Below are 23,771 nucleotides of genomic sequence, written 5' to 3'. Positions count from 1 at the left end.
CCAGTGAACGGCCGTTTCCTCACCTTCGAAGGCATCGACGGCGCCGGCAAGTCGTCGCACATCGACACCCTGGCGGCCTGGCTGCGCGAGCGCGGCCACGAGGTCGTGGTCACGCGCGAGCCCGGGGGCACGCCGCTGGCCGAACGCATCCGCGAGCTGTTCCTGCACACCGGCATGGACGCGCTCACCGAAAGCCTGCTGGTGTTTGCCGCCCGCCGCGACCATTTGCGCGAGTGCATCGAGCCCGCCTTGCGGCGCGGCGCCACCGTGCTGTGCGACCGCTTCACCGACGCCACCTTTGCCTACCAGGGCGGTGGCCGCGGCTTCGACCGCCGCATCCTCGGCCAGCTTGAAACCTGGGTGCAGGAAGGCCGCCAGCCCGACCTCACCCTGTGGTTCGACGCCAGCCCGGCTGTGGCCGCCCAGCGCCGGGCCGCGGCGCGCCAGCCCGACCGGCTGGAAAGCCAGGATGTGGCCTTCTTCGAGCGCGTGCGCCAGGCCTATGCCGCCCGCTGCGCTGCGGCACCGCAGCGCATGGTGCGCATCGATGCCGAGCAGCCGCGCGATGCGGTATGGGCCCAGATCACCGCGGTGATGGCGTCACCCCCGTGGCAGTGAGCGCGCCGCTGCCCCCCTGGCTCGCGCAGCCGCTGGCCGAGGCGCTGCGCCATCAGCGCGGCCACGCCATGCTGGTGCATGGCCCCAGCGGCGTGGGCCAGTTCGAGTTCGCGCTGGCGCTGGCGCAGGCCTGGTTGTGCGAATCGCCGCTGGACCTGCAGGCGTGTGGCGAATGCGCCAGCTGCCGGCTGCTGCAATCGCGCACGCATCCGGACTTCTGCCTGCTCATCCCGGAGGCACTGCGCGAGTCCTTGGGCTGGGCAGGCGAGAGCGAGACGCGCGACGCCGACAGCAAGAAGGCCAAGCCCAGCCGCGAGCTCAAGGTGGAAGCGGTGCGCGAGGCCATCGTCTGGTCGCACAAGACCTCCTCGCGTGGCCGCGCCAAGGTGATCGTGATCCATCCGGCGCAGGCGATGAATGCGATCTCGGCCAACGCGCTGCTGAAGACGCTGGAAGAACCTCCCGAGGGTGTGCGCCTGGTGCTCAGCGCCTCCGACCCCGAACTGCTGCTGCCCACCATCCGCAGCCGCTGCCAGCGCTGGGCGCTGGCGCTGCCGCCGGCGGAGCAGAGCCTGGGCTGGCTGCAGGCACAGGGCGTGGAGGGCGCGGACGTGCTGCTCGCCGCCGCGGGCGGGCGCCCGATGGACGCGGCGGCGCTGGCCGCCGATGGCGTGGATGCCGGCGCCTGGTCGGCCGTGCCGGCCGCGGTGGCACGGGGCGACACGCGCCCGCTGGCCGGTTGGCCGGTGCCCCGGGTTGTGGACACCTTGCACAAACTTTGCCATGACGCGATGCTGGTCGCCCTGGGCGCGTCGCCGCGCTACTTTCCCGAAGCCAGCGTGCCGGCCGGCGCTCATCTCGCCATGCTCAGCGCCTGGGCCAAAAACCTCACACGCACGGCTCGCCATGACGAGCATCCGTGGAACGCGCCGCTGCTGATCGAGTCGCTGGTGTTGGAAGGTGCACGCGCCTGGCCGCCGGCTGCGAACGCGCGGCAGAAACGCTTCGCTACACTCAACACGCGATGAAAAAGCCCCCACGCTCACTTCGTTCGCTGCCCCCCGAGGGGGCGCGTCAGAGCCTTCGGGCGGCCGGGCGGCACTGACATGACCGAGCCCATCCCCAAAAACCTGACGACGCCCGCAGCGCCGGCGCGGCCCAGCGTCATCCAGCTGGTGTTCCGCGAAAAGGGCGCCCTCTATGCGGCCTACATCCCGCTGCTCACCGATGGTGGCCTGTTCGTGCCCACCACGCGCGAGTACAAGCTGGGCGAGGACATCTATCTGCTGCTGTCCCTGCCGGATGATCCGCAGCGCTATCCGGTGGCGGGCAAGGTGGCCTGGCTCACCCCGGCCAATGCGTCGGGCGGCCGCACCCAGGGCGTGGGCGTGCGTTTCCCCGGTGACGAAAAGACGCGCCTGCTCAAGCTGAAGATCGAGGAGATCCTCGGCACGTCGATCTCCTCCTCCAAGCCCACCCAGACGATCTGAGAGCGAGGCCCCGGCTAACATCCTCCGGATGTACGTCGACTCGCATTGCCACCTCACGTTTCCCGAGCTGAAAAGCCAGCTCGACACCATCCGCGCGGCCATGGCCCAGGCCCGGGTGGACCGGGCCCTGTGCATCTGCACCACGCTGGAAGAGTTTCCCGAGGTGCATGGGCTGGCCATGGCCTACGACAACTTCTGGGCCACGGTGGGCGTGCACCCCGACAACGAGGACGTGGCCGAACCCGACCTCGCCACCCTGCTGGACCTGGCGCAGCGCCCGCGGGTGGTGGGCCTGGGTGAAACCGGGCTGGACTACTACCGGCTCAACGGCCGCTCGGTGGCCGACATGGAATGGCAGCGTGAGCGCTTCCGGGTGCACATCCGGGCCGCGCGCCAGACCGGCCTGCCGCTGGTGATCCATACCCGCAGCGCCAGTGATGACACCATTGCCGTCCTGAAGGAGGAGGGCGGCGGCCAGGTTGGCGGCGTCTTCCACTGCTTCACCGAAACCGAGGCGGTGGCCCGCGCCGCGCTGGACCTGGGCTTCATGATCTCCTTCTCCGGCATCCTGACTTTCAAGACCGCCGAGGCGCTGCGCGACGTCGCCCGCTTCGTGCCGCTGGACCGCTGCCTGATCGAGACCGACAGCCCGTATCTGGCGCCGGTGCCCTACCGCGGCAAGACCAACAACCCGTCGTACGTGCCGCATGTGGCGGCCCAGGTCGCCCAGCTCAAGGGCCTGCCGGTCGAAGCGGTGGCGCAGGCCACGAGCGCCAACTTTGAACGCCTCTTTCGCGTGCCGGAGGCCATACGATGAACTTAAAGTGGTTTCTCAGAAACGTTGTCTATCTCCTTGTCACGGCTTCGTTTTCATTCGCCAACGCCGGCTCGTACGAAGACTTCTTCCAGGCCATCCAGCGCAACGACGGCCGCGCCGTGCAGGGCCTACTCCAGCGTGGCATGGATCCCAACACACGGGACGAGAAAGGGCAGGTGGGCCTGTACCTGGCACTGCGTGGCAACGCCTTCGACGCGGCGGACGCCTTGTTGCGCCATCCGGAGACCGACGTCAACGCGAGCAACACGGCCGGCGAAACGCCGCTGATGATGGCGGCGCTTCGCGGCCGGGCCGACTGGGAAAGCCGGTTGCTGGACCGCGGCGCCACGCTCCACCGCGAGGGCTGGTCGCCGGTGCTCTATGCCGCCAGCGGCCCCGAACCCAAGGCGCTCGCCCTGCTGCTGGACAAGGGCGCCCCGGTGGACGCCCGCGCGCCGAACGGCACCACGCCCTTGATGATGGCCGCGCGATACGGCAGTGAAGCCTCGGTGCAACTGCTGCTCGCCCGCGGGGCCGACCCCAAGCTGCGCAATGACCAGTCGCTCACCGCGGCCGACTTTGCCCGCCTGGCCGGGCGCGAGGCGCTGGCCCAGCGGCTGCAGGCTCTGCTGCGCTGACGCGCTTGTCAGCGCCTTTCCGACACGGTGTTTGGGCCGGCGCCGACTATGGCGCATGGGCTCGGGCTCCTACAGTCCGGTCATACCAAGACGCAATTCGCGTCAGACCGGAGATCCGAATGGCCCAAGTCCAAGCTGCCCCCATCAACCCGTTCGCGTTGATGATGAACCCGGAAAGCGTGCTCCAGGCCATCGAATCATCGGCCCGCCTCGACGGCCTGCACCGCCGCGTGTACCGCCCGCTGGACAAGCCGCTGATCCCGAAGAAGGGTGGCGAAGCGGCGGTCGAGGACTTCGACCGCGAAGTCGACCTGACCGACGACGAATAACGGTCGCGGCGCAAGGGCCCCTCAGGGCCCCAGCCGCACCACCGTGCGGTGGCGCCCCTGGCGCTTGGCCTCGTACAAGGCCTGATCGGCGCGCTCCACCGCCGCCTCCGCCGCCTCCGGCGCCTCCCCGCCGCGCAGCTCCGTCATGCCGGCGGACATGGTGATCTGCAGCGACTCGCCCGCGATCCACTCCGCGGTTTGCGACAAGCGCACATGCAGGCGCTGCAGTGCCAGCTCGGCGTCCGCCGCAGTTGTGTCGGGCAGCAGCCACAGGAACTCCTCGCCGCCCCAGCGGCACACCACGTCGGAGCGCCGCGCGGTCGCGACGGCCAGGTTCGCAAAAGTCTTCAGCACCGTGTCACCGCCGGCGTGGCCGAAACGGTCGTTCACCGCCTTGAAGAAGTCCAGGTCCAGCATGGCGATGCAGGCCGCGTGGCCGCTGCGGCGCGCGCGCAGGGTTTCAGTGTGGAGCAGCTCCTGCATGTGGCGCCGGTTCACCAGGCCGGTGAGTTCATCACGCGTGGCCAGGATCTGGATGCGCCCGAGCGCGTCGGCCAGCGCCTGGCGCTGGGCCTTCCATTTGGCGCGCGTGGTGCTCAGGTCCGCAGCCACTGCGGAGATCACCGGCAGCGACACCAGGCAAAGCAGGAAGTGCACGGCCTCCACCCGCGCGTCGTAGCGCTGCGGGTCCAGCAGCGGCATGGCGATGCAGGTGGCGAGCAACAACACCAGCGTGGCCGCACGCTTGCAGCATGCGTTGCCGTGGCAGCGTGAATGAGCCAAAGACCATGGCACACGCCAGCAGCGGCAAAAAGGCGCCGCGCGCCGGGCCGCACACCGCGTAGGCGCCGGTCATGCCGGTCACGGCGAACGCCATCTGCGGCAGCGTGAGCGAGGGCTCGGCAAAGCGCTGGTTCCAGCCCACGCGCAGCGTGGTGAAGAAGCACAGCATGCCGCCCACCAGGTAAGCGACGAGCCATCGTGCAGGGTCGGGACGGGCAAAACCGCTCGCCACGCAGAACAGCACCACGCCAATGGCCACCGCGCACACGCCGCCACCCAGCAGCGAGCGCAGCAGCCGCAGCCGCTGCTTGGGCTCGGTGCCCAGCAACCACGCCGTGAGTCGACGGGCAGACTGCGGATGGGTCATGACTTCGGAAGCCGGTTTGTTGTCTTTGCGGCGCGCTGATTCTGGGCACCGGGAAATCCCGCTGCGGCACGGAGTGCGCCGATTTGATACTGGCCTCGCACAGTCGTGCAATACGGCACACCAGCCAACGGAGGCAGCATGCGTTCTTCCTGGATCGGGTCGGTGTTGAAGTGGGTGGCGCTCGCCGCGGCATTGGGGGCCATGACGGCCTATGCCACCAACTATTCCCTCTGGATCAATGGCCGCACCGGCGGTGGCCAGCTCGGCAACCATGCCGACTTCAGCTACTGGGGCCCGTCGTCGGCCAATGCCGGGGTGAACAAGAAGTCGGTCAACTGGGACGGCTACCACCACATCTCCGACCAGAACTACCTGGTACGCGATGCGCTGGACTGCTACTGCACCGGGCCCAACTGGTGCTACATCGCCGTGCACAGCGCGGGCGACCTGATGATCGGCTACACGCTGGACATGTACGGCGGCTCCGCCCGCTACAAGAAGAACCCGTCGCCGAATGCGTCGGGCCAGTGCAGCAACAGCGACGGCACCACGCAGACCGGCTGGAACATCAAGTGGGTGGACGTCGCCGCTGGGGCGGCTGGTGGCTCGGAGCTGTCCGACGCCGGCTCCTGGGCCACGTCCGAGCCGCTGGTGCAGGACCTGAAGACCACCACCGCGCGTGCCATGTACAACCACAACAACACCCGCGGCAAGATGTTCTACATGTATGCCGGGGCCAAGGGCACCTTGTACTCCGGCATCCTGCCCGGGCAGGACGACGAGGCGGTGGCCTACCACTCCAGCGGCGGCGTCTCGGGCAGCTCCGGCGGCTCGTACTGCAACCCCTCGGACTGGTTCTGCAACGACCTCACGCTGGGCACCAGCGCGGCCGAAGGCGGGCGCGCCAAGTGGACCAACCACTCGGTGGTGTTCCGTGACGACAACGAATCCCTGAACCACTACACCAACGGCAACTGGGGCGGCGTGGTGTCCAAGGTGCGCGCCGACATGGAGCTCAATGCGCGCTAGCCGCGCAGGCCGGGCCGGCCGCGCAGCGCAGCAAGGGCACTGGGCCTGGTGGGTGGCACCGGCGTCCGGGCTGGTGCTGGCCTGGCTGCTGTGGTCGGTGAGCGAGGCGCCGCGGGCTGCCGCCGCACCGGCCGCCGCGCCGGCCGGGCCAGCCGCTGTGGCATCCGCTGCATCGGTGCCGCCACGCGGCTGGGCCGCGGGCCGCGCCCTGGCCGGTGCGCCCTACAGTGCCGCCGGCCTTCAGGCCCGCGAGGCGCAGCTGCAGCTGTGGCAGCTGCGCCTGGAGCGCGCACGTGCGTCGCTCGAGGGCTACCGCGCTGCCACCCGCTATCCCCATGAGTCGCGGCCGATCGCCGAGCACCCCGACCAGGTCCATCCCAACGAGCCCATCACCGAGGAACATGCACTGCGCTCGCCGGACGGCAAGCTCGTGCAGGGCGTGAAGCTCAGCACCTCGCAGGAGCGGGTGTTCGTGCAAGGGCAGGAGAGCGTGCGCTTCACCGTGGCCGTGCGCGACGAAGCCGGCGCTGCTCAACCTTTGCGCGTGCTGCGGGCCGCCGCGCGCGAAGTGCCTGCGCCGAACACCGCCTCGTACTTCCCGGTCCTGCCGGTCGAGTTCAACGACGAGGGCGCGGCCGGCGACGCCACGGCGGGCGACCGCGTCTTCAGCACCCGGCTGCAACCGGCCAGCCAGGGCTTCGCACGACTGGCCGGTGCCATCCGCGTGGAGGTCTTCCTCGAATACCGCGGCCAGCAGGGCGCGACCTACTTCGACATCTTCTACACGCCCGAGCCACCGGCCACCTGGGCGGGCGGCGTGCGCGAGGCGATGGAAGACGGCTCGCTCAACTTCTACCTCAAGGCCCAGGTGCGCGAGCCCGGGCGCTACGTGGTCACCGCGCGGGTGGATGACGCGACGGGCAAGCCGTTTGCGCTGCTCACCTTCAACGACGAGGTGGCCGCTGGCGCGCAGGAGTTCCGGCTGGGCCTGTTCGGCAAGCTGGTGCGCGACGGCAAGCCGGCGTTCCCGCTGGCCTTGCGCGACGTGGAGGCGTTACTGCTGCGGCCCGACACCTTTCCCGATCGCAGCCTGATGCCGCGCCGCGCCGGCAAGGTGCACACCAGCGCCGTGCATGCGCTCGCGTCGTTTGCCGACGCGGAATGGTCGGGCGAGGAACGCACGCGCTACCTGGCCGAGCTGAACCGGGACCTCCAGGACGCGCAGCAGCACGTGAACCAGCTCGAAAAAGGCCCTTGACATCGAGTGCACTCTAGGTCGTGAAATGGCGCCGTCCCTTCACGAACCGGAGTCCCCCGATGAACAGCCTTCAAGACAACAAGCAGCTGGCGGCCAGCTTCTTCGCCCGCTTCGATGCCAACGACATCGACGGTGCGCTGGCGACGCTGGCCGATGACGCCACATGGTGGCTGGCCGGCAAGCCGGATCAGCTGCCCGGTACGGGCACGCTCAGCAAGGAGCAGATTGCCCGCGTGTTCCGCCGCATGACGGCCCAGCTGGAAGACGGCCTGCGCATGCGGGTCAAGCACATGGTGGCCGAGGGCGACACGGTGGCGCTGGAGGTGCAGTCGCACGGCACCTTGAAGAACGGCCGCGTCTACGACAACGAATACCACACGGTCATGCGCGTGCGCGACGGCCGCATCTGCGAGGTGCGCGAGTACTACGATTCGCTGCACGTCTTCCACGTCTGGTACCAGCGCTGACCCGCATGCAAGCTGCCACGCCCCATCGCGCCTCGGCGCCAGTTCCCGCCCTGGGCATCGGCGAGCTCGCCCGGCGCACCGGGCGCAGCGTGCACACCATCCGCTGGTACGAGGCGCAGGGGCTGGTGCCCGGCGTGGTGCGCGACACCGCCGGGCGGCGCCGCTACACCGAGCGCCACGTGGGCTGGCTGCAGCTGATGGAGCGGCTGCGCCGCACCGGGATGTCGATTGCCGAGATGCGGCGCTACACCGCGCTGGTGAAACAGGGGCGCAGCACCTTGAAGCAACGGCGCGAGCTGCTGGCAGCGCACCGCACGCGGGTGCAGCAGACCATCGCCGAATGCACCCAGGCCTTGCAGCTGCTGGACGGCAAGCTCGATTTCTACGGGGAATGGATCGCCACCGGCGAGCGGCCGAAGAGCCTGCCTTGAATGCGGCTTCCGCGGCTGCGGCACACTGGGCCGATGCCCGAACTGATTGCCCTGCTGGTGGAGCATGGTGTGCTCGTGGTCTTTGTGACCACGCTCGCCGCGCGCATTGGCGCGCCGGTGCCCGCGTCGCCACTGCTGGTGGTGGCCGGTGGGCTGGGTGCGGCCGGCCAGCTGTCGCTGGCCGCCGTGGTCGCGGTGTCGGTCGTGGCCAACATCGCCGGTGACGCGCTGTGGTTCCAGGCCGGCCGGCACTACGGCCACCGCGTGATGCGGCTGCTGTGCCGCATCTCCCTGTCCCCGGACACCTGCGTGCGCCAGAGCGAGGCGCTCATTGGCCGCTGGGGCGGCAGCTCGCTGGTGGCGGCCAAGTTCGTGCCGGGCGTGTCGGTGGTGGCGGCGCCCATGGCCGGTGCGCTGGGCATGTCCATCGGCCGCTTCGTCGCCTTCGAAGTGCTGGCGGCGCTGGTGTGGACAGGGGCCTTCCTCGCGCTGGGCATGGTGTTCAGCACGCAGATCCAGCAGGTGCTGGACGTGATGGCAGGCACCGGCGCGGTGGCCTTCGGCGTGCTGGTGCTGGCCCTGGCCGCCGCGGTGGCGCTGCGCCTGTGGCGCCGCCGGCGCTTCGCCCGCTCGGTGGAGATCGAGCGCATCAGCGTGGACCAGCTGCACCGGCTGATGCAGCAGGGCGATGCGCCGGTGGTGATCGACGTGCGCTCGGCCGCCAGTGCCCAGGCCGATGGGCGCCGCATTCCCGGTGCCATCACGGTGGAGCTGGATGCGGTGCCCGCCATTGCGGGCGAGCTGCCGCGCGACCGTGACATCGTGCTGTACTGCAGCTGCCCCAACGAGGTGTCCGCTGCCCGCGCGGCGCGGCTGCTGGCCGACGCCGGGCTGGTGCGTGCGCGGCCCCTGGCGGGTGGCCTGGACGCCTGGGTGGCGGCCGGCAAGCCGCTGGCCGAGGTGGTGTCGGTGGGCGATCTCGCCTTGCCGGTGGCCACCGCCGGCTGACAAGCACCGCGCTCGGCGCAGCGCTGGACACAAAGTTCCGCCGGTGGTGGGGCACGGCGTGGTGCTGTGCACACCCGGTGGCAGGCGCCTCGGTGAAATCCCTATACGGCCGCCATGCGGTGGGTCGAAGTCACCGCATGACTTCGCTCCTGCCTCGACCGCTGCTTGCCGCGCCCGCCGCCATCGGCGCCCTGGCCTCGGCACTGTTGCTCGGCCTTGCGGGCGCCGGCGTACCGGCCGGTGTGGCCGCAGCCGTGCTGCTCACGCTGGGCGCGGCCTGCAGCTGGCAGCTGGTGCGGCGCGAGCGCGAGTGCCGAGCCGTCATCGATGGCTACATGCAGGGCAACCATCGGTTTGCGCAGCAGCTGGCGCCGGTGTGGAGCGGGCAGCTGGAAAGCTCGCGCGGCCAGATGGAAACCGCGGTGTCGGCCCTGGCGGTGCGCTTCGGTGCCATCGTGGAACGCCTGGAGCAGGCGCTGCAGACCCAGGGTGCGGCCGGTGGTGAGGAACTCGCCGCCCTGTTTGCCCAGAGCAGCCAGGAGCTGCGCAAGGTGGTCGATGCCATGCAGTCCGCACTGGACGGCAAGGCGGCCATGATGGCCAAGGTGACCGAGCTCACCGGTTTCACCGACGAGTTGCGCCAGATGGCGGTGGACGTGGGCCAGATCGCCTGGCAGACCAACCTGCTGGCGATCAATGCGGCAATCGAGGCGGCCCATGCGGGGGAACAGGGCCGCGGTTTCGCGGTGCTGGCGCAGGAGGTGCGCAAGCTGTCCTCGCTGTCAGGCGAGACCGGCCAGCGCATCAGCGACAAGGTGGCCGTGATCAGCGACGCCATCCTGGCCACGCATGCCAGCGCCACCTCCGCCTCCCGGCAGGACGCGCAGTCGGTGCAGCTGTGCCAGCACCGCATCGGCGAAGTGCTGGGCGGCCTGCAAGGCGCCACGCAGGCGCTGTCCGACTCGGCCGCGGTGCTGCGCGAGCGCAGCGTGGAGATCCGCGAGGAGGTGTCCGAAGCGCTGGTGCAGCTGCAGTTCCAGGACCGTGTGAACCAGATCGTGTCGCACGTGAAGTCCAACATCGAGCGCATGCCGGACGCGCTGGACGCGAGCCGGCGGCGCTTCGAGGCCGACGGCCTGCTGCAACCCGCGGATGCCGAGCCGCTGCTGGGCGAGCTGGCGCTGAGCTACGCCACGCATGAAGAACGCGCCGTGCACGGCGGCGGCCAGGCGCAGGCGGCAGCGCCGGCGGACACCGAGATCACCTTTTTCTGAGGCGGAGCACTCCCCATGGCAAAGACCATCATGATCGTCGACGACTCCGCCTCGCTGCGGCAGGTGGTCGGCATTGCACTCAAGGGCGCCGGCTACGACGTGCTGGAAGGCAGCGACGGCAAGGATGCGCTGGCCAAGCTCAACGGCCAGAAGGTGCACCTGATCGTCAGCGACCTCAACATGCCCAACCTCGATGGGCTGGGCTTCGCCAAGGCCGTGAAGCAGCTGCCGCTGTACAAGTTCACGCCCATCGTGATGCTCACCACCGAAAGCGCCGAGGCCAAGAAGCGCGCCGGCCAGGAGGCCGGGCTCAAGGCCTGGGTGGTCAAGCCCTTCCGGCCGGAGCAGCTGCTGTCGGTCGTGCAGAAGCTGGTGGCACCATGAGTCCGGTGAACGCGCCGGCCGCCGAGCGGCTCAGCCTGCGCGGCGAGCTCAACATCTACCGCGCGGCCGAGCTCAAGGCGCAGTTGCTCGCCGCGCTGGACGGTGCCCCCGCACTGGAGCTCGACCTGTCCGGCGTGACCGAGATCGACAGCGCCGGCGTGCAGCTGCTCATGCTGGCCAGGCGCAGCGCGCTTGCGCGCCAGCGGGCGCTGCGGCTGGTGGGCCACAGCGCCGCCGTGAACGACGTCTTCCAGCTGCTCGACTTGCACGCCTACTTCGGCGACCCGCTTCCCACGCCTGCGGGCGCGTGAAGCGGCTTTCGGAAAGCTAGAGCCATGAACATCGACCAGGCCCTGCAGACCTACATCGTCGAAAGCCGCGAGCTGCTGGTGGAGATGGAATCCTCCCTGCTGGCGATCGACAGCGCCGGCGAGGAGGCACGCGCCGAGCTCGTCAACGCGATCTTCCGTGCGGCCCACACCGTCAAGGGCAGCGCCGGCCTGTTTGGCCTGGACCGCATCGTCGCCTTCACCCATGTGGTGGAAAGCGTGCTCGACGAGGTGCGCAACGGCGCACTCGCCCTGGACGCGGCGCTGGTGTCGCTGCTGCTGGCCTGCAAGGACCACATCGACGCCCTGGTGACCGAGGTGGAGCGCCATCGCGGCGACGCCAGCCAGGCGCTCGCTGATGCAGGCGCGCCGCTGGTGGAGCGCCTGGGCGCCTACCTCGGCGCACCCGCCGGCGCGGGCCGCATCGCGGCCACGCAGCCGGCGCTGCCATCGCCTGGCGAGCTCACCAGCACCGACCGCTCGGAGCATTGGCACATCTCGCTGCGCTTCGGGCCGGATGTGCTGCGCAACGGGATGGACCCGCTGGCCTTCATCCGCTACCTGGGCACGCTGGGCACGGTGACCGCCATCGCCACCATGGACGAGGGCCTGCCCCCGCCGGAGGCGATGGACCCGGAAACCTGCTACCTCGGGTTCGAGATCGCCTTCGACAGCCGGGCCGACAAGGCCACGATCGAAAGCGTGTTCGACTTCGTGCGCGACGACTGCCAGCTGCGCATCCTGCCGCCGCACAGCAAGCTGGGCGAATACCTGGCGCTGATCGAAGCGCTGCCGGAACCACCGGCCCGCCTGGGCGACATCCTGGTGCGCTGCGGCGCGCTCACAGAGCGCGAGCTCAAGGAGGCACTGGGTGTGCAGGCTGCGGTGGCGTTCGCACCGCCGCTGGGCGAGATCCTGGTGGAGCAGGGCACGGTGCAGCCGGCCGCGGTGCAGGCAGCGCTGAACAAGCAGAAGACCTTGAAGGAAGGGCGCGGGCCGGACACGCAGTCCATCCGCGTGGACGCCGACAAGCTGGACCACCTGATCAACCTGGTCGGTGAGCTGGTGATCGCCGCGGCCGGCGCCCAGCTGGTGGCCCGGGCCACCCGGGTGAGCGAGCTGCAGGAAAGCCACAGCGTGCTGTCCACGCTGGTGGAGCAGGTGCGCGACGCCTCGCTGCAGTTGCGCATGGTGAAGATCGGCTCCACCTTCAGCCGCTTCCAGCGCGTGGTGCGCGACGTGTCGCAGGAGCTGGGCAAGGACATCGTGCTGCAGGTCAGCGGCGAGGACACCGAGCTGGACAAGACGGTGGTCGAGCGCATCGCTGATCCGCTGACGCACCTGGTGCGCAACGCCATGGACCATGGCATCGAGGCGGCCGGCGTGCGCCAGGCGCGCGGCAAGCCGGCCCGGGGCACCGTGCGGCTCAACGCCTTCCACGACTCCGGCAACATCGTCATCGAGGTGGGCGACGACGGCGGCGGCCTGGACCGCGAGCGCATCCTGGCCAAGGCCGTGGAGCGTGGCCTGGTGGAACCCGGGCGCCACATGAGCGACGCCGACATCTTTGCCCTGGTGTTCGAACCGGGCTTCTCCACCGCGGAGAAGATCACCAACCTGTCCGGCCGCGGCGTGGGCATGGACGTGGTCAAGCGCAACATCACCGCCCTGCGCGGCAGCGTCAGCATCGCCAGCCGAGCAGGCGAGGGCACCACGGTCACCGTGCGCCTGCCGCTCACGCTGGCCATCATCGACGGCTTCCAGGTCGGCGTGGGCCGCTCGGTCTTCGTGCTGCCGCTGGACATGGTCGAGGAATGCCTGGCCTTCCGCAACGACCCCGATCGCGACTACACCGACCTGCGTGGCGAGGTGCTGCCGGTCATCCGCCTGCGCGAGCTCTTCGGCGTGCAGGGGCCCAGCGGCCCGCGCGAGAACCTGGTGGTGGTCAAGCACGCCGGGCAGAAGGCCGGGCTGATGGTCGATGCGCTGCTGGGCGAAGCGCAGACCGTGATCAAACCCCTGTCGAAGATGTTCGCGCAGGTGCGCGGCATCAGCGGCTCCAGCATCCTGGGCAATGGCGAGGTCGCCCTGATCCTCGACGTGCCCGCCCTCATGGCGCAGGCCCGCGAAGCGCCAGAACCTGTCTCGTCCAGCGCGGGTACCTGAGTCTCGCTATCCGTTTCATCCACTTCCAGCCAACCATTCCAGGCGACCGCGCCGCAAAGGACCTGCACCATGTTCTCCAACATCAAGATCGGTATCCGCCTCGTCGTGGCGTTCCTGATCGTGGCCGCCTTCAGCGGCATCGTCGGCCTGGTGGGTGTCAACACCGCCAGCAAGCTCAATGACGCGGCCGACCGGCTGTACGAGCTGGAGCTGATCGGCCTGTCGCACATCAAGGAAGCCAACATCAACCTGATCTACATCGGGCGGGCGCGCAGCAACTTCATGCTGGCCACCACGCAAGAGCAGCGCACCAAGCAGCTGGGCATGATCCAGAAGGCCAGCGAGACGCTCAAGCAGGAGCTGGAGAAGGCCCGGCCGCTGTTCGTGACAGAGAAGGCCAAGGCCATCTTCGCCAGCTTCAACAGCCACTGGGACGAGTACCAGCGCGATCTCAACCAGGTGCTGGCCGCCGCAGGCAACCGCAAGCTGCTGGAACATGACGAGGCGATGGAAAAGCAGACCCAGGCCCTGCTGGCCAAGGCCGGCGTGCTGGACGACCTGCTGACCGACCTGTCCGTGCTGAAGGAGCAGCGCGGCAAGCAGGCCGCCGAAGAAACCACGGCACTCTATGAACAGAGCCGCACGCTGATGATCGGCACCATCGCGGGCGCCGTGGTGATCGGCGTGCTGATGGGCGTGTTCATCAGCCGCGGCGTCAGCAAGCCGCTGGGCGAGGCGGTGAAGGTGGCCGACCGGCTGGCCGAGGGCGACCTCACGGTGTCGATCGCCGCCACCTCCAAGGACGAGACCGGGCAGCTGCTCAGCGCCATGCAGAACATGGTGAACAAGCTGTCGCAGGTGGTGGCAGAAGTGAACTCCAGTGCCGAGGCACTGGCCGGCGCCTCGGAGGAGGTGAGTGCCACCGCGCAGTCGCTGTCGCAGGCCTCCAGCGAGCAGGCGGCCGGGGTGGAAGAGACCAGCGCCTCCATCGAGCAGATGACCGCCTCGATCGCGCAGAACACCGAGAACGCCCGCGTCACCGATGGCATGGCCACCAAGTCGGCCACCGAAGCCACCGAGGGCGGCGAGGCGGTGAAGGCCACCGTCACGGCGATGAAGCAGATCGCACAGAAGATCGGCATCATCGACGACATCGCCTACCAGACCAACCTGCTGGCCCTGAACGCGGCCATCGAGGCCGCACGCGCCGGCGAACACGGCAAGGGCTTCGCGGTGGTGGCCGCTGAAGTGCGCAAGCTGGCCGAACGCAGCCAGGTGGCAGCGCAGGAGATCGGCACCGTCGCCAGCGAAAGCGTGGACCTGGCCGAGCGGGCCGGCCGCCTGCTGGACTCCATCGTGCCCAACATCAGGAAGACCTCCGACCTGGTGCAGGAGATCAGCGCCGCCTCGCAGGAGCAGAGCTCGGGCGTGGGCCAGATCAACGGCGCGGTGAGCCAGCTCAGCCAGACCACGCAGCAGAACGCCTCCAGCTCCGAAGAGCTGGCCGCCACCGCCGAGGAGATGAGCGGCCAGGCCGAGCAGCTGCAGCAGGCCATGGCCTTCTTCAAGCTCAACGGCGGCAGCGCCGGCCCGCGCACCGCGCATGTGGCGCTGGCCAACCGGGCCATCCACAAGGCGGCCAAGGCCTCCCACCGCAAGCCGCTGGCAATGGTGGCACAGGCCGACGCGGTGGACGAGTCGCAGTTCGCCCGGTTCTGAAGGAGACCCGCATGCGCACGCAACATTCCGTCGCGCCGCAGAGCGCACCGCCGGTCCATGAGCCGGCCCAGTACCTGACCTTCATGCTGGCCGGCGAAGCCTTCGCGATCGGCATCCTGTGCATCAAGGAGATCATCGAGTACGCCCAGCTCACCACCGTGCCGATGATGCCGCCCAGTGTGCGCGGCGTGATCAACCTGCGCGGTGCGGTGGTGCCGGTGATGGACCTGCAGGCCCGCTTCGGCCGCCCGGCCAGCGAGGTGACCAAGCGCACCTGCATCGTGATCGTCGAAGTGCAGGCCGGTGACGACAGCCAGGTGATCGGCGTGGTGGTGGACGCGGTCAACGAGGTGATCGAGATCGCGCCGGCGGACATCGAGCCGGCGCCGGCCTTCGGTGCGCGCATCCGCACCGACTTCATCCAGGGCATGGGCAAGGTGAAGGGCCGCTTCGTCATCCTGCTCAACGTGGACCAGGTGCTGTCGCTGGACGAACTGGGCGCGCTGCAGGACGCCAGCGCCGAAGCCCAGGCCCTGGCGGCGTGACACCGCCGGCACGCGACCGATGACACCGATCACCGCGGCGGAGTTCCAGCGCTTCCAGCGCTTCATCTTCGACAGCGCCGGCATCACGATGTCCGACGCCAAGAAGCCGTTGGTGTGCGGCCGCCTGTCCAAGCGGCTCGCGGCGCACCGGTGCGACAGCTTTGGTGCCTACTTCGAGCTGCTGAACGGCCCGCAGGGCGCGGCCGAGGCACAGGTCGCGATCGACCTGCTGACCACGAACGAAACCTACTTCTTCCGCGAGCCCAAGCACTTCGAGCTGTTGCGCCGCCTGGCCACCGAGGCGGCCGCCCAGGGCAGGGCGCTGCGGGTGTGGAGCGCGGCCAGCTCCAGCGGCGAGGAGGCCTACAGCATCGCCATGGTGCTGGCCGACTGCATGGGTTCGGCCCCGTGGGAGGTGCTGGGCAGCGACATCAGCCAGCGCGTGCTGCAGCGGGCACGCACCGGCCACTACATGATGGAGCGCGCGCGCCACATTCCGCCGGCCTACCTGAAGCGCTATTGCCTGCGCGGCACCGGCACGCAGGAGGGCACCCTGCTGGTGGACAAGGCGCTGCGCCAGCGGGTGCAGTTCGCGCAGGTCAACCTCAACACGGCCCTGCCGCAGCTGGGCAGCTTCGACCTGGTGTTCCTGCGCAACGTGATGATCTATTTCAACGGCGACACCAAGCGCCAGGTGGTGGCGCGCGTGGTGGCGCTGCTCAAGCCGGGGGGACACCTGTGCATCGGCCATTCGGAAAGCCTCAACGATGTGAGCAACGCCGTGACGGCGGTCGCCCCTTCGATCTACCGGAAGCCGTGAAGGTGGTGTTCCTCAACCCGGGCGAGTGGTTCGTGGGCGACTCGACTCACGAGGTGCACACGCTGCTCGGCTCCTGCGTGTCCATCACGCTGTGGGACCCGGTGCTGCATGTGGGTGCCATGTCGCACTTCCTGCTGACCGCCGGGGCCGTGCGCGCGCCGGTGCGCCGCGATGGGCGCTACGCCGAAGGCGCGATGGCGCTCATGCTGGAAGGGCTGGCCAGGCGCGGCGTGCCCGCCTCGCGCTGCCAGGCCAAGATCTTCGGCGGCGGCCACATGTTTCCGGCGCAGCCGCGCAGCGGCCCGGTGGATGTGGGCCGCCGCAATGGAGAAGCCGCGCGCCGCCTGCTGCGTGCGCAAGGCATCGAGGTGCGCGCCGAAAGCCTGTTCGGCGCCGGCCACCGCAACATCGTGTTCGAGATCGCCACCGGCAACGTCTGGGCGCGCCAGGTGCGCCCGCCCGGCGTGGGGGCGCAATGAACAAGCCGATCCAGGTGCTGGTGGTCGACGATTCCGCCGTGGTGCGGCAGGTGCTGGGCGGCCTGCTGGAGGCCGCCGACGGCCTGGAGGTGATGGGTGCGGTGGCCGATCCGCTGCTGGCCATGGAGCGCATGAAGCAGCGCTGGCCCGACGTGATCGTGCTCGACGTGGAAATGCCGCGCATGGACGGCATCACCTTCCTGCGCAAGCTGATGGCCGAGCGCCCCACGCCGGTGGTGATCTGTTCCACCCTCACCGACAAAGGCGCCAGGACCACGCTGGACGCGCTGTCCGCCGGCGCGGTGGCCATCGTCACCAAGCCCAAGCTGGGCCTGAAGCAGTTTCTTTCCGACAGCGCCGACGACCTGGTGGCCACGGTGAGGGCGGCAGCGCGCGCCAACCTGCGGCGCACCGCACCACCTTCCGCGCCGCCCAAGCTGAATGCCGACGCCGTGCTGCCGCCGTCGGCGCAGCGGGCCATGAGCCAGACCACGGAGCGCGTGGTGGCCATCGGCACATCGACCGGCGGCACCCAGGCGCTGGAGGTGGTGCTCACCGCCCTGCCGCAGGTGTGTGCCGGGCTGGTGATCGTGCAGCACATGCCGGAGAAGTTCACCGCCGCCTTTGCCGCCCGGCTGGACAGCCTGTGCGCCATCGAGGTGAAGGAAGCGGAGCACAACGACCGCGTGCTGCCCGGCCGCGCGCTCATCGCGCCCGGCGGCAAGCACATGCTGCTGCGGCGCAGCGGCGCGCAGTACGTGGTGGACGTGATCGACGGCCCGCTGGTCAACCGCCACCGGCCGTCGGTGGACGTGCTGTTCCGCTCGGCCGCGCGGGCCTGCGGCGCCAATGCACTGGGCATCGTGATGACCGGCATGGGCGACGACGGCGCGGCCGGCCTGCTGGAGATGCGCCAGGCCGGTGCCCGCACCATGGCCCAGGACGAAGCCAGCTGCGTGGTGTACGGCATGCCGAAGGAAGCGGTGCGCCGCGGCGGCGTGGAACGTTCACTCCCGCTGGAAGCGCTGGCCACCGAGATCGAGCGCCACGGCCGCCAGTTCTGAGTGCCCAGGCAGCGGCCCGGCCCAAGGGTTTGCGTGGCATCAAGGCGGGTGGTCTTCCTGCCGACATCCCTGAAAGGGATATTCCGAAGTTCCGAGGCGCACACGCATCCATCGGGCGGAAAGGCAAGGCGACTCATCATGAATCTGATCCATCGGCTCTCCGTCGGGCACAAGTTGTTGCTGTTGGGCGTGCTCGTCCTCGCTGCGATCAGCGTCCCGCTGTACCTGCAATTGAAGTTGTCGCGCGAGCTGATCGGTGCCGCCGAAAGCGAACGCCAGGGTGTGGAGCCGGCGCGCCAGCTGATGAAGCTGGTGCAGCTGACGCAGCAGCACCGTGGCTTGTCTGCCGGGCTGCTGGGCGGCAACGCCAGCGTGGCCGCCGCCCGCGATGCCAAGAAGGCGGAAGTGGCCAAGGCCATCGCCACGCTGGACACCCGGTTCAAGGCCGAGACGCTGCCCGCCGGCATGGCCGACGCCTGGCGCCTGGCCCAGCAGGATTGGCAGGCGCTGCAGGCCGCGGTGGACGACAGGAAGCTCTCCGCCGCCGAATCCAGCACCCAGCACGCCGCGCTGATCACACGCTACTTCAAGACGCTGGACGGCCTGCTGGACCATACCGGCCTGATCCTGGACCCGCAGGCGGACACCTACTACCTGATGAGCGCCACGCTGATCAAGCTGCCCTATGCCACCGAAGCACTGGGCCAGACGCGTGCGCGCGGCGCCGGCTTCCTGGCCGAGGGCAAGGTGGAGCCGGAAGGGCGCGCCATGCTGGCCGGCCTGGTGCGCAGCTCCACCGACCAGTACGAAGGCATGAGCACGGCCTTCGGCAAGGTGTTCGATGCCAACCCGGCGCTCAAGCAGAAGCTGGCCGCGAAGGTGAACGAGGCCAAGCCGCCGATCGAGGCCGCCCTGGCACTGGCCACCAAGGAAGTGGTGTCGGCCGAGTCCTTGCAGTACCCGGCGCCGCAGTACATCGCCAGCTTCACCGCCACCATCGACGGCCTGTTCGCGCTGGAAGAGGCGGCGCTGCAGGCACTGGAGGACGAGCTCACCGAGCGCGTGGCCAGCCTGCGCCGCACGGAGATCGTGCAGTTCGGCCTGCTGGCGCTGATGATCCTTGGCGTGGGCGCATTGGCTCGCGTGGTGGTGCACAGCATCACCGGACCGCTGGACCGCGCGGTGCTCCTGGCCGAGCAGGTGGCCGCCGGCGACCTGACCGGTGACGCCGAAGTGCGCGGCCGGGACGAGATCGCCAAGCTGATGACCGCATTGAAGGCCATGAAGGACAGCCTGCACCGCGTGGTGGGCGAGGTGCGCGGCAACGCCGAGAGCGTGGCCATCGCCTCGCGCGAGATCGCACAGGGCAATGCCGACCTGTCGCGCCGCACCGAGCAGCAGGCCGCCTCGCTGGAGGAAACGGCCAGCTCGATGGAAGAGCTCACCAGCACCGTCAAGCACAACGCCGACAACGCACGCGGGGCGAACGAGCTGGCGCGCCAGGCGCGTGAGCTCGCCGAACGGGGCGGCGCCTCGGTGCAGCACGTGATCCAGACCATGCAGGGCATCGAGGCCAGCAGCCGCAAGATCGCCGACATCATCGGTGTGATCGACGGCATCGCCTTCCAGACCAATATCCTCGCGCTCAATGCGGCGGTGGAAGCGGCCCGTGCCGGCGAGCAAGGCCGCGGGTTCGCGGTGGTGGCCTCGGAGGTGCGCTCGCTCGCCCAGCGCTCGGCCCAGGCCGCAAAAGAGATCAAGACCCTGATCTCCGCCAGCGTGGAGCAGGTGGACACCGGCGCACGCGTGGTCGGCGAGGCCGGCGGCACCATGGAGCAGGCCGTGCGGGCCATCCATCAGGTGGCCGAAGCGATCGGCCAGATCACCCACGCATCGAGCGAGCAGAGCACCGGGCTGGCCCAGATCAGCGTCACCGTGAACCACATGGACGAGCTGACGCAGCAGAACGCCGCGCTGGTGGAGCAGGCCGCCGCTGCAGCCGAAAAGCTCGACGATCAGGCCGGGCGACTGGCCGGACTGGTGAACACGTTCAAGCTGGACGCACACGAGCCCGCCAATGCCAGCACGGCGCGCGCCGCCTTGCGGCGGGTGGCCTGAAGCGCACCCGCCTGCGCCGAGTTCTTTTTCGATGAGCCCTCTGGCCGAGCGCCAGGGGTTTTGTTTTTTCAGACCAACCGGGTTTATCCCAGGCGGTGCGCGCTTGACGGCCCATGTAACCGTTTTTATGATCCATGAAAACGTTTACATCAAATCCGCCACGTGACCCAACCTGCATTTCCTTCTGACTTTCTCTGGGGTGCTGCCACCTCCGCCTACCAGATCGAGGGTTCGCCCCTCGCCGATGGCGCGGGCCCCAGCATCTGGCATCGTTTTGTGCGCACGCCGGGCCTGGTGAAGGACGGCGACACCGGGGATGTCGCCTGCGACCACTACCGCCGCATGGAAGCGGACGTGCAGCTGATGCGCGAGCTCGGCCTCAAGGCCTACCGTTTCAGCATCGCCTGGGCCCGCGTGCTGCCGCAGGGGCGGGGCGCGGTCAACCCGGGCGGGCTGGCGTTCTACGAGCGCCTGGTGGACACCTTGCTGGCCAACGGCATCCAGCCCATGGCCACGCTCTACCACTGGGACCTGCCGGCTGCGCTGGATGACCGCGGCGGCTGGCTCAACCCGGATGTGGCCGACTGGTTCGCCGACTACGCGCGGCTGGTGTTCCGCAAGCTGGACGACCGCATCAAGCTCTGGGCCACGCTCAACGAGCCCTGGGTGGTCACGGACGGCGGCTACCTGCATGGCGCGCTCGCCCCCGGCCACCGCAACCGCTTCGAGGCGCCGATCGCCTCGCACAACCTGCTGCGGGCCCATGGCGCGGCGGTGCGCGCGTACCGCGCCGAAGGCAAGCACCAGGTCGGCCTGGTGGTGAACATCGAGCCCAAGTACCCCGCGACCCAGAGCGCGGCCGACCTGGCGGCCACCGCGCGGGCTGACGCCTACATGAACCGGCAGTACCTGGACCCGGTGTTCCTCGGCCGCTACCCGGACGAGATGCGCGAGGTGTTCGGCGAAGCCTGGCCGGAGTGGCCGGCCGAGGACTTCCAGCTCATCGGCGAGCCGATCGACTTTCTGGGCATCAACTACTACACCCGCAGCGTCACGCGCCACGACGAAGTCAACTGGCCGGTGCGCGCCAGCGCCGTGAAGCAGCCTGGCGCCACCTACACCGAAACCGGCTGGGAGGTGTTCCCGCAAGGCCTGACCGACACCCTGGTGTGGGCGCGCGACCGCTACGGTGCGATCCCGCAGTACGTCACCGAGAACGGTGCGGCCTTCTTCGACCCGCCCACCGCCGAGGACGGGCAGGTGGACGACCCGCTGCGGGTGAACTACCTGCGCAAGCACATCGCCGCCATTGCGCAGGCGAGGGCACAGGGTGTGGACCTGCGCGGCTACTTCGCCTGGTCGCTGCTGGACAACATGGAGTGGTCGCTGGGTTACTCCAAACGGTTCGGCCTGGTGCATGTGGACTTCGCCACCCAGCAGCGCACGCCCAAGCACAGCGCGCGCTACTACGCCGGCGTGATCGCCCGCAACGGAGCTGCCGAGTGAAAGCGGCCATGCCGCCCACGCTGGCCGCGGCCACCGCGCCACGCCGCCGCCTGGGCGACTGGGCGCTGAGCCTGCTGGTCGAGGTGGGCGGCACCCACATCCGCCTGGCCTTGGCCGACGCGGCCCTGCCGGGCGTGCTGATGCCGGAATCGATCCGGCGCTACCAGGTGGCCGACTTTCCCCGCCTGGCGGATGCGGCCTGGCACTACGGTGCCCAGCTGGGCTGCGAGCCGGCGGCGGCGGTGGTGGCGGCTGCCGGCCCGGTGGACGGCGAGCGTGTGCACCTGGCCCACCACCCCTGGACGCTGGAGCGCAGCAGCCTGCAGGCGGCCCTGGGGCTGGAGGACGTGCTGCTGGTGAACGACTTTGCGGCCCTCGCCGCCTGCATCGGCCTGCTCGGCCCCGGCGACGTGATGCCCCTGTGCGAGCCCGACACGGCGCCGGACGACGGTGGCGCGCGCATGCATGCCGTCATCGGGCCCGGCCACGGCCTGGGCGTGGCCGGTGCCTGGCTCCAGGGCGGTGAATGGCGGGTGTGGCCCACCGAAGGCGGGCATGCCGCCCTGGCACCGGCCGACGAGATGGAAGTGCAGCTGCTGCGGGTGCTGAGCAGGCGTTTCGGCCGGGTGTCGTACGAGCGCGTGCTCAGCGGTCCGGGGCTGCGCAACCTGTTCCTGGCGCAGCAGGAGATCCAGGGCCATGTGTGGCTGGAGCCGCCGTCGTCGGAAGAGATCGTTGCCGGCGCGCTGGGCGACAACAGCGAATGCATCGACGCGGTGGAGCGCTTCTGCCTGCTGCTGGCCGGTTTTGCGGGCGACATGACACTGTGCCTGGGCGCCTGGCAGGGCACCTATCTCGTGGGCAGCCTGCTGCAGTCGCTGCAGGCCTGGCTGCAGGCGCCGCGCTTTCGCGAGCGCTTCGTGGCCAAGGCCCGCCTGCGCAACACGCTGGAGCGTGTGCCCCTGCGGCAGGTGCTGCACCCCGAGCCTGCGCTGCTGGGGGCCGCCGCGTTGGCGCGCCAATGGAGCTTGCACGCGAAGGCCCGCGCGGCCTGACAATTTGGCGATGAAAACGATTACATCATCCGCCATGAGCAACAGCACCATCCGAGATGTGGCCCGCGCCGCCGGCGTGTCGGTGGCCACCGTGTCGCGCGCGCTGAACGGCCACGACAACGTGACGCCGGAGACGCGCGACCGCATCGTGGCCATCGCGGCCGAGCTGCGCTTCACGCCTTCCAGCGCGGCGCGCAGCCTGATCACCCGGCGCAACCAGGCCGTGGGCGCGGTGTTGCCCGACCTGCATGGCGAGTACTTCTCGGAGCTCATCCGCGGCATCGACCTGGCGGCGCGTGCCCACGGGCTGCACCTGCTGGTGTCGGGCTCGCACGGCAACGCCAAGGACGCTACCGCCGCGGTGAACGCGATGCGCGGCCGCGTGGACGGCCTGCTGGTGCTGTGGCCTCAGGTGGATGCCGAGGCGCTGGGCGACGACCTCTCGGCCGGCATGCCCACCGTGCTGCTCAACACGCACCTGGCGCATTCGCGCGTGCCCAGCCTCGCGGTGGACAACTTCGGCGGCGCCGCCAAGATGGTGCGCCACCTGGCCGGCCTGGGCCACCGGCGCATCGCCTTCATCACCGGCCCGCAGCACAACTACGAAGCGCAGGAGCGGCTGCGCGGCTGCACCACCACCGCGGCCGAGCTCGGCGTGCAGCTGCAGGTGCTGCCGGGCGACTTCAACGAGGAGTCGGGCTGGAACGCCGGCCATGAGCTGGCCCAGCAGCCCGAGCGCCCGAGCGCGGTGTTCGCCGGCAACGACATGATGGCCATCGGCTGCCTCTCGGCCTTGTCTGACGCGGGCCTGCGCGTGCCGCAGGACATCTCGCTCGCCGGCTTCGACGACATCCCGATCGCGCGCTACGTCACGCCCGCACTCACGACCGTGCGCGCGCGCATCGCGGACCTGGGCGCACTCGCCCTGGAGCGGCTGGTGAGCGCCATCGAAAGCAATGCACCCACCGCGGTGCGCCACCAGACCCTTGCTGTCGAGCTGATGGCCCGGCAGTCCACCGCCCCGGCGCCCCCAGGCGCCACGGGTTGACCCACGACGCACAAAAAGGACTTGGAGAC

25 protein-coding genes are annotated in these 23,771 nt (G+C 69.6%); 24 read left to right on the top strand and 1 reads right to left on the bottom strand.

The window, feature by feature from the left end:
• The first annotated feature begins 3 nt into the window (after window positions 1-3).
• The 6 genes from tmk (at window position 4) to VPH43_RS22175 (ending at window position 3,892) form a co-directional block, all read left to right on the top strand.
• Entirely contained in the window at window positions 4-618 is a 615-nt protein-coding gene (gene tmk, locus VPH43_RS22200; RefSeq protein ID WP_328579948.1) for a dTMP kinase, read from the top strand.
• Window positions 609-1,646: a DNA polymerase III subunit delta' gene (gene holB / locus VPH43_RS22195; RefSeq protein WP_328579947.1), complete on the top strand. Its 1,038-nt coding sequence runs from the start codon at window positions 609-611 to the stop codon at window positions 1,644-1,646. The genes tmk and holB overlap by 10 nt, the downstream gene beginning before the upstream one ends.
• Window positions 1,647-1,724: 78 nt before the next feature.
• Window positions 1,725-2,108: a PilZ domain-containing protein gene (locus VPH43_RS22190; RefSeq protein ID WP_328579946.1), complete on the top strand. Its 384-nt coding sequence runs from the start codon at window positions 1,725-1,727 to the stop codon at window positions 2,106-2,108.
• A gap of 28 nt (window positions 2,109-2,136) precedes the next feature.
• Window positions 2,137-2,925, top strand: coding sequence for a TatD family hydrolase (locus VPH43_RS22185; protein WP_328579945.1), 789 nt, complete (start codon window positions 2,137-2,139; stop codon window positions 2,923-2,925).
• On the top strand, window positions 2,922-3,563 hold the full coding sequence (locus tag VPH43_RS22180) for an ankyrin repeat domain-containing protein (RefSeq protein WP_328579944.1): 642 nt from the start codon (window positions 2,922-2,924) through the stop codon (window positions 3,561-3,563). Before VPH43_RS22185 ends, VPH43_RS22180 begins: the two co-directional genes overlap by 4 nt.
• Window positions 3,564-3,682: 119 nt before the next feature.
• Window positions 3,683-3,892 (top strand): hypothetical protein, encoded by a 210-nt coding sequence (locus tag VPH43_RS22175; protein ID WP_328579943.1) that lies wholly within the window; start codon window positions 3,683-3,685, stop codon window positions 3,890-3,892.
• Between the two features lie 21 nt (window positions 3,893-3,913).
• On the opposite strand, the gene VPH43_RS22170 is transcribed toward VPH43_RS22175, so the two are convergent.
• Window positions 3,914-4,615 (bottom strand): GGDEF domain-containing protein, encoded by a 702-nt coding sequence (locus VPH43_RS22170; RefSeq protein ID WP_328579942.1) that lies wholly within the window; start codon window positions 4,613-4,615, stop codon window positions 3,914-3,916.
• 565 nt (window positions 4,616-5,180) lie between these two features.
• Here VPH43_RS22170 and VPH43_RS22165 point away from each other — a divergent pair.
• The 18 genes from VPH43_RS22165 (at window position 5,181) to VPH43_RS22080 (ending at window position 23,742) form a co-directional block, all read left to right on the top strand.
• Entirely contained in the window at window positions 5,181-6,071 is an 891-nt protein-coding gene (locus tag VPH43_RS22165) for a hypothetical protein (protein ID WP_328579941.1), read from the top strand.
• Window positions 6,061-7,329: a choice-of-anchor X domain-containing protein gene (locus tag VPH43_RS22160; protein ID WP_328579940.1), complete on the top strand. Its 1,269-nt coding sequence runs from the start codon at window positions 6,061-6,063 to the stop codon at window positions 7,327-7,329. The genes VPH43_RS22165 and VPH43_RS22160 overlap by 11 nt, the downstream gene beginning before the upstream one ends.
• A gap of 59 nt (window positions 7,330-7,388) precedes the next feature.
• Window positions 7,389-7,796 (top strand): nuclear transport factor 2 family protein, encoded by a 408-nt coding sequence (locus VPH43_RS22155; protein WP_328579939.1) that lies wholly within the window; start codon window positions 7,389-7,391, stop codon window positions 7,794-7,796.
• Between the two features lie 5 nt (window positions 7,797-7,801).
• Complete coding sequence (locus VPH43_RS22150; protein WP_328579938.1) at window positions 7,802-8,227, top strand: MerR family transcriptional regulator; 426 nt, start codon at window positions 7,802-7,804, stop codon at window positions 8,225-8,227.
• A 33-nt stretch (window positions 8,228-8,260) separates the two neighbouring features.
• A complete protein-coding gene (locus VPH43_RS22145; RefSeq protein ID WP_328579937.1) occupies window positions 8,261-9,235 on the top strand; it encodes a DedA family protein/thiosulfate sulfurtransferase GlpE in 975 nt (324 codons plus the stop codon).
• Between the two features lie 137 nt (window positions 9,236-9,372).
• Window positions 9,373-10,509: a methyl-accepting chemotaxis protein gene (locus tag VPH43_RS22140; RefSeq protein WP_328579936.1), complete on the top strand. Its 1,137-nt coding sequence runs from the start codon at window positions 9,373-9,375 to the stop codon at window positions 10,507-10,509.
• A 15-nt stretch (window positions 10,510-10,524) separates the two neighbouring features.
• Window positions 10,525-10,893, top strand: coding sequence for a response regulator (locus VPH43_RS22135; RefSeq protein ID WP_328579935.1), 369 nt, complete (start codon window positions 10,525-10,527; stop codon window positions 10,891-10,893).
• Window positions 10,890-11,204, top strand: a complete 315-nt coding sequence (locus tag VPH43_RS22130) for an STAS domain-containing protein (RefSeq protein ID WP_328579934.1) — start codon at window positions 10,890-10,892, stop codon at window positions 11,202-11,204. The genes VPH43_RS22135 and VPH43_RS22130 overlap by 4 nt, the downstream gene beginning before the upstream one ends.
• A gap of 24 nt (window positions 11,205-11,228) precedes the next feature.
• Window positions 11,229-13,388 carry a chemotaxis protein CheA gene (locus VPH43_RS22125; protein WP_328579933.1) on the top strand — a complete coding sequence of 720 codons (2,160 nt, stop codon included), beginning with the start codon at window positions 11,229-11,231 and terminating at the stop codon, window positions 13,386-13,388.
• A 69-nt stretch (window positions 13,389-13,457) separates the two neighbouring features.
• A complete protein-coding gene (locus tag VPH43_RS22120) occupies window positions 13,458-15,107 on the top strand; it encodes a methyl-accepting chemotaxis protein (RefSeq protein ID WP_328579932.1) in 1,650 nt (549 codons plus the stop codon).
• Between the two features lie 11 nt (window positions 15,108-15,118).
• A complete protein-coding gene (locus VPH43_RS22115; RefSeq protein ID WP_328579931.1) occupies window positions 15,119-15,652 on the top strand; it encodes a chemotaxis protein CheW in 534 nt (177 codons plus the stop codon).
• Window positions 15,653-15,671: 19 nt separating this feature from the next.
• Window positions 15,672-16,472, top strand: a complete 801-nt coding sequence (locus VPH43_RS22110; protein ID WP_328579930.1) for a CheR family methyltransferase — start codon at window positions 15,672-15,674, stop codon at window positions 16,470-16,472.
• The gene (locus VPH43_RS22105; RefSeq protein WP_328579929.1) at window positions 16,469-16,951 is read left to right on the top strand and encodes a chemotaxis protein CheD; all 483 of its coding nucleotides are present in this window, start codon (window positions 16,469-16,471) and stop codon (window positions 16,949-16,951) included. Before VPH43_RS22110 ends, VPH43_RS22105 begins: the two co-directional genes overlap by 4 nt.
• The gene (locus VPH43_RS22100; RefSeq protein WP_328579928.1) at window positions 16,948-18,015 is read left to right on the top strand and encodes a protein-glutamate methylesterase/protein-glutamine glutaminase; all 1,068 of its coding nucleotides are present in this window, start codon (window positions 16,948-16,950) and stop codon (window positions 18,013-18,015) included. The genes VPH43_RS22105 and VPH43_RS22100 overlap by 4 nt, the downstream gene beginning before the upstream one ends.
• A 138-nt stretch (window positions 18,016-18,153) precedes the next feature.
• Window positions 18,154-20,133: a methyl-accepting chemotaxis protein gene (locus VPH43_RS22095; protein WP_328579927.1), complete on the top strand. Its 1,980-nt coding sequence runs from the start codon at window positions 18,154-18,156 to the stop codon at window positions 20,131-20,133.
• 162 nt (window positions 20,134-20,295) lie between these two features.
• Window positions 20,296-21,639, top strand: coding sequence for a GH1 family beta-glucosidase (locus tag VPH43_RS22090; RefSeq protein ID WP_328579926.1), 1,344 nt, complete (start codon window positions 20,296-20,298; stop codon window positions 21,637-21,639).
• A complete protein-coding gene (locus tag VPH43_RS22085) occupies window positions 21,636-22,694 on the top strand; it encodes a glucokinase (RefSeq protein ID WP_328579925.1) in 1,059 nt (352 codons plus the stop codon). Before VPH43_RS22090 ends, VPH43_RS22085 begins: the two co-directional genes overlap by 4 nt.
• A 34-nt stretch (window positions 22,695-22,728) precedes the next feature.
• Window positions 22,729-23,742, top strand: a complete 1,014-nt coding sequence (locus VPH43_RS22080; RefSeq protein WP_328579924.1) for a LacI family DNA-binding transcriptional regulator — start codon at window positions 22,729-22,731, stop codon at window positions 23,740-23,742.
• The last annotated feature ends 29 nt before the right edge of the window (window positions 23,743-23,771 follow it).

It is taken from the genome of Ideonella sp. BN130291 (genome assembly GCF_036231905.1).
Lineage (GTDB): Bacteria > Pseudomonadota > Gammaproteobacteria > Burkholderiales > Burkholderiaceae_C > CAMLIZ01.
Note: the sequence above shows the minus strand (reverse complement) of the source record. Positions and strands in the feature narration are given on the sequence as shown.

Excerpts from the sequence above, each read along its gene's own strand:
- VPH43_RS22190 (WP_328579946.1), top strand. The coding sequence starts at position 1,725 with ATGACCGAGCCCATCCCCAAAAACCTGACGACGCCCGCAGCGCCGGCG.
- VPH43_RS22185 (WP_328579945.1), top strand. The coding sequence starts at position 2,137 with ATGTACGTCGACTCGCATTGCCACCTCACGTTTCCCGAGCTGAAAAGC.
- VPH43_RS22180 (WP_328579944.1), top strand. The coding sequence starts at position 2,922 with ATGAACTTAAAGTGGTTTCTCAGAAACGTTGTCTATCTCCTTGTCACG.
- VPH43_RS22175 (WP_328579943.1), top strand. The coding sequence starts at position 3,683 with ATGGCCCAAGTCCAAGCTGCCCCCATCAACCCGTTCGCGTTGATGATG.
- VPH43_RS22165 (WP_328579941.1), top strand. The coding sequence starts at position 5,181 with ATGCGTTCTTCCTGGATCGGGTCGGTGTTGAAGTGGGTGGCGCTCGCC.
- VPH43_RS22160 (WP_328579940.1), top strand. The coding sequence starts at position 6,061 with ATGCGCGCTAGCCGCGCAGGCCGGGCCGGCCGCGCAGCGCAGCAAGGG.
- VPH43_RS22155 (WP_328579939.1), top strand. The coding sequence starts at position 7,389 with ATGAACAGCCTTCAAGACAACAAGCAGCTGGCGGCCAGCTTCTTCGCC.
- VPH43_RS22150 (WP_328579938.1), top strand. The coding sequence starts at position 7,802 with ATGCAAGCTGCCACGCCCCATCGCGCCTCGGCGCCAGTTCCCGCCCTG.
- VPH43_RS22145 (WP_328579937.1), top strand. The coding sequence starts at position 8,261 with ATGCCCGAACTGATTGCCCTGCTGGTGGAGCATGGTGTGCTCGTGGTC.
- VPH43_RS22140 (WP_328579936.1), top strand. The coding sequence starts at position 9,373 with ATGACTTCGCTCCTGCCTCGACCGCTGCTTGCCGCGCCCGCCGCCATC.
- VPH43_RS22135 (WP_328579935.1), top strand. The coding sequence starts at position 10,525 with ATGGCAAAGACCATCATGATCGTCGACGACTCCGCCTCGCTGCGGCAG.
- VPH43_RS22130 (WP_328579934.1), top strand. The coding sequence starts at position 10,890 with ATGAGTCCGGTGAACGCGCCGGCCGCCGAGCGGCTCAGCCTGCGCGGC.
- VPH43_RS22125 (WP_328579933.1), top strand. The coding sequence starts at position 11,229 with ATGAACATCGACCAGGCCCTGCAGACCTACATCGTCGAAAGCCGCGAG.
- VPH43_RS22120 (WP_328579932.1), top strand. The coding sequence starts at position 13,458 with ATGTTCTCCAACATCAAGATCGGTATCCGCCTCGTCGTGGCGTTCCTG.
- VPH43_RS22115 (WP_328579931.1), top strand. The coding sequence starts at position 15,119 with ATGCGCACGCAACATTCCGTCGCGCCGCAGAGCGCACCGCCGGTCCAT.
- VPH43_RS22110 (WP_328579930.1), top strand. The coding sequence starts at position 15,672 with ATGACACCGATCACCGCGGCGGAGTTCCAGCGCTTCCAGCGCTTCATC.
- VPH43_RS22100 (WP_328579928.1), top strand. The coding sequence starts at position 16,948 with ATGAACAAGCCGATCCAGGTGCTGGTGGTCGACGATTCCGCCGTGGTG.
- VPH43_RS22095 (WP_328579927.1), top strand. The coding sequence starts at position 18,154 with ATGAATCTGATCCATCGGCTCTCCGTCGGGCACAAGTTGTTGCTGTTG.
- VPH43_RS22080 (WP_328579924.1), top strand. The coding sequence starts at position 22,729 with ATGAGCAACAGCACCATCCGAGATGTGGCCCGCGCCGCCGGCGTGTCG.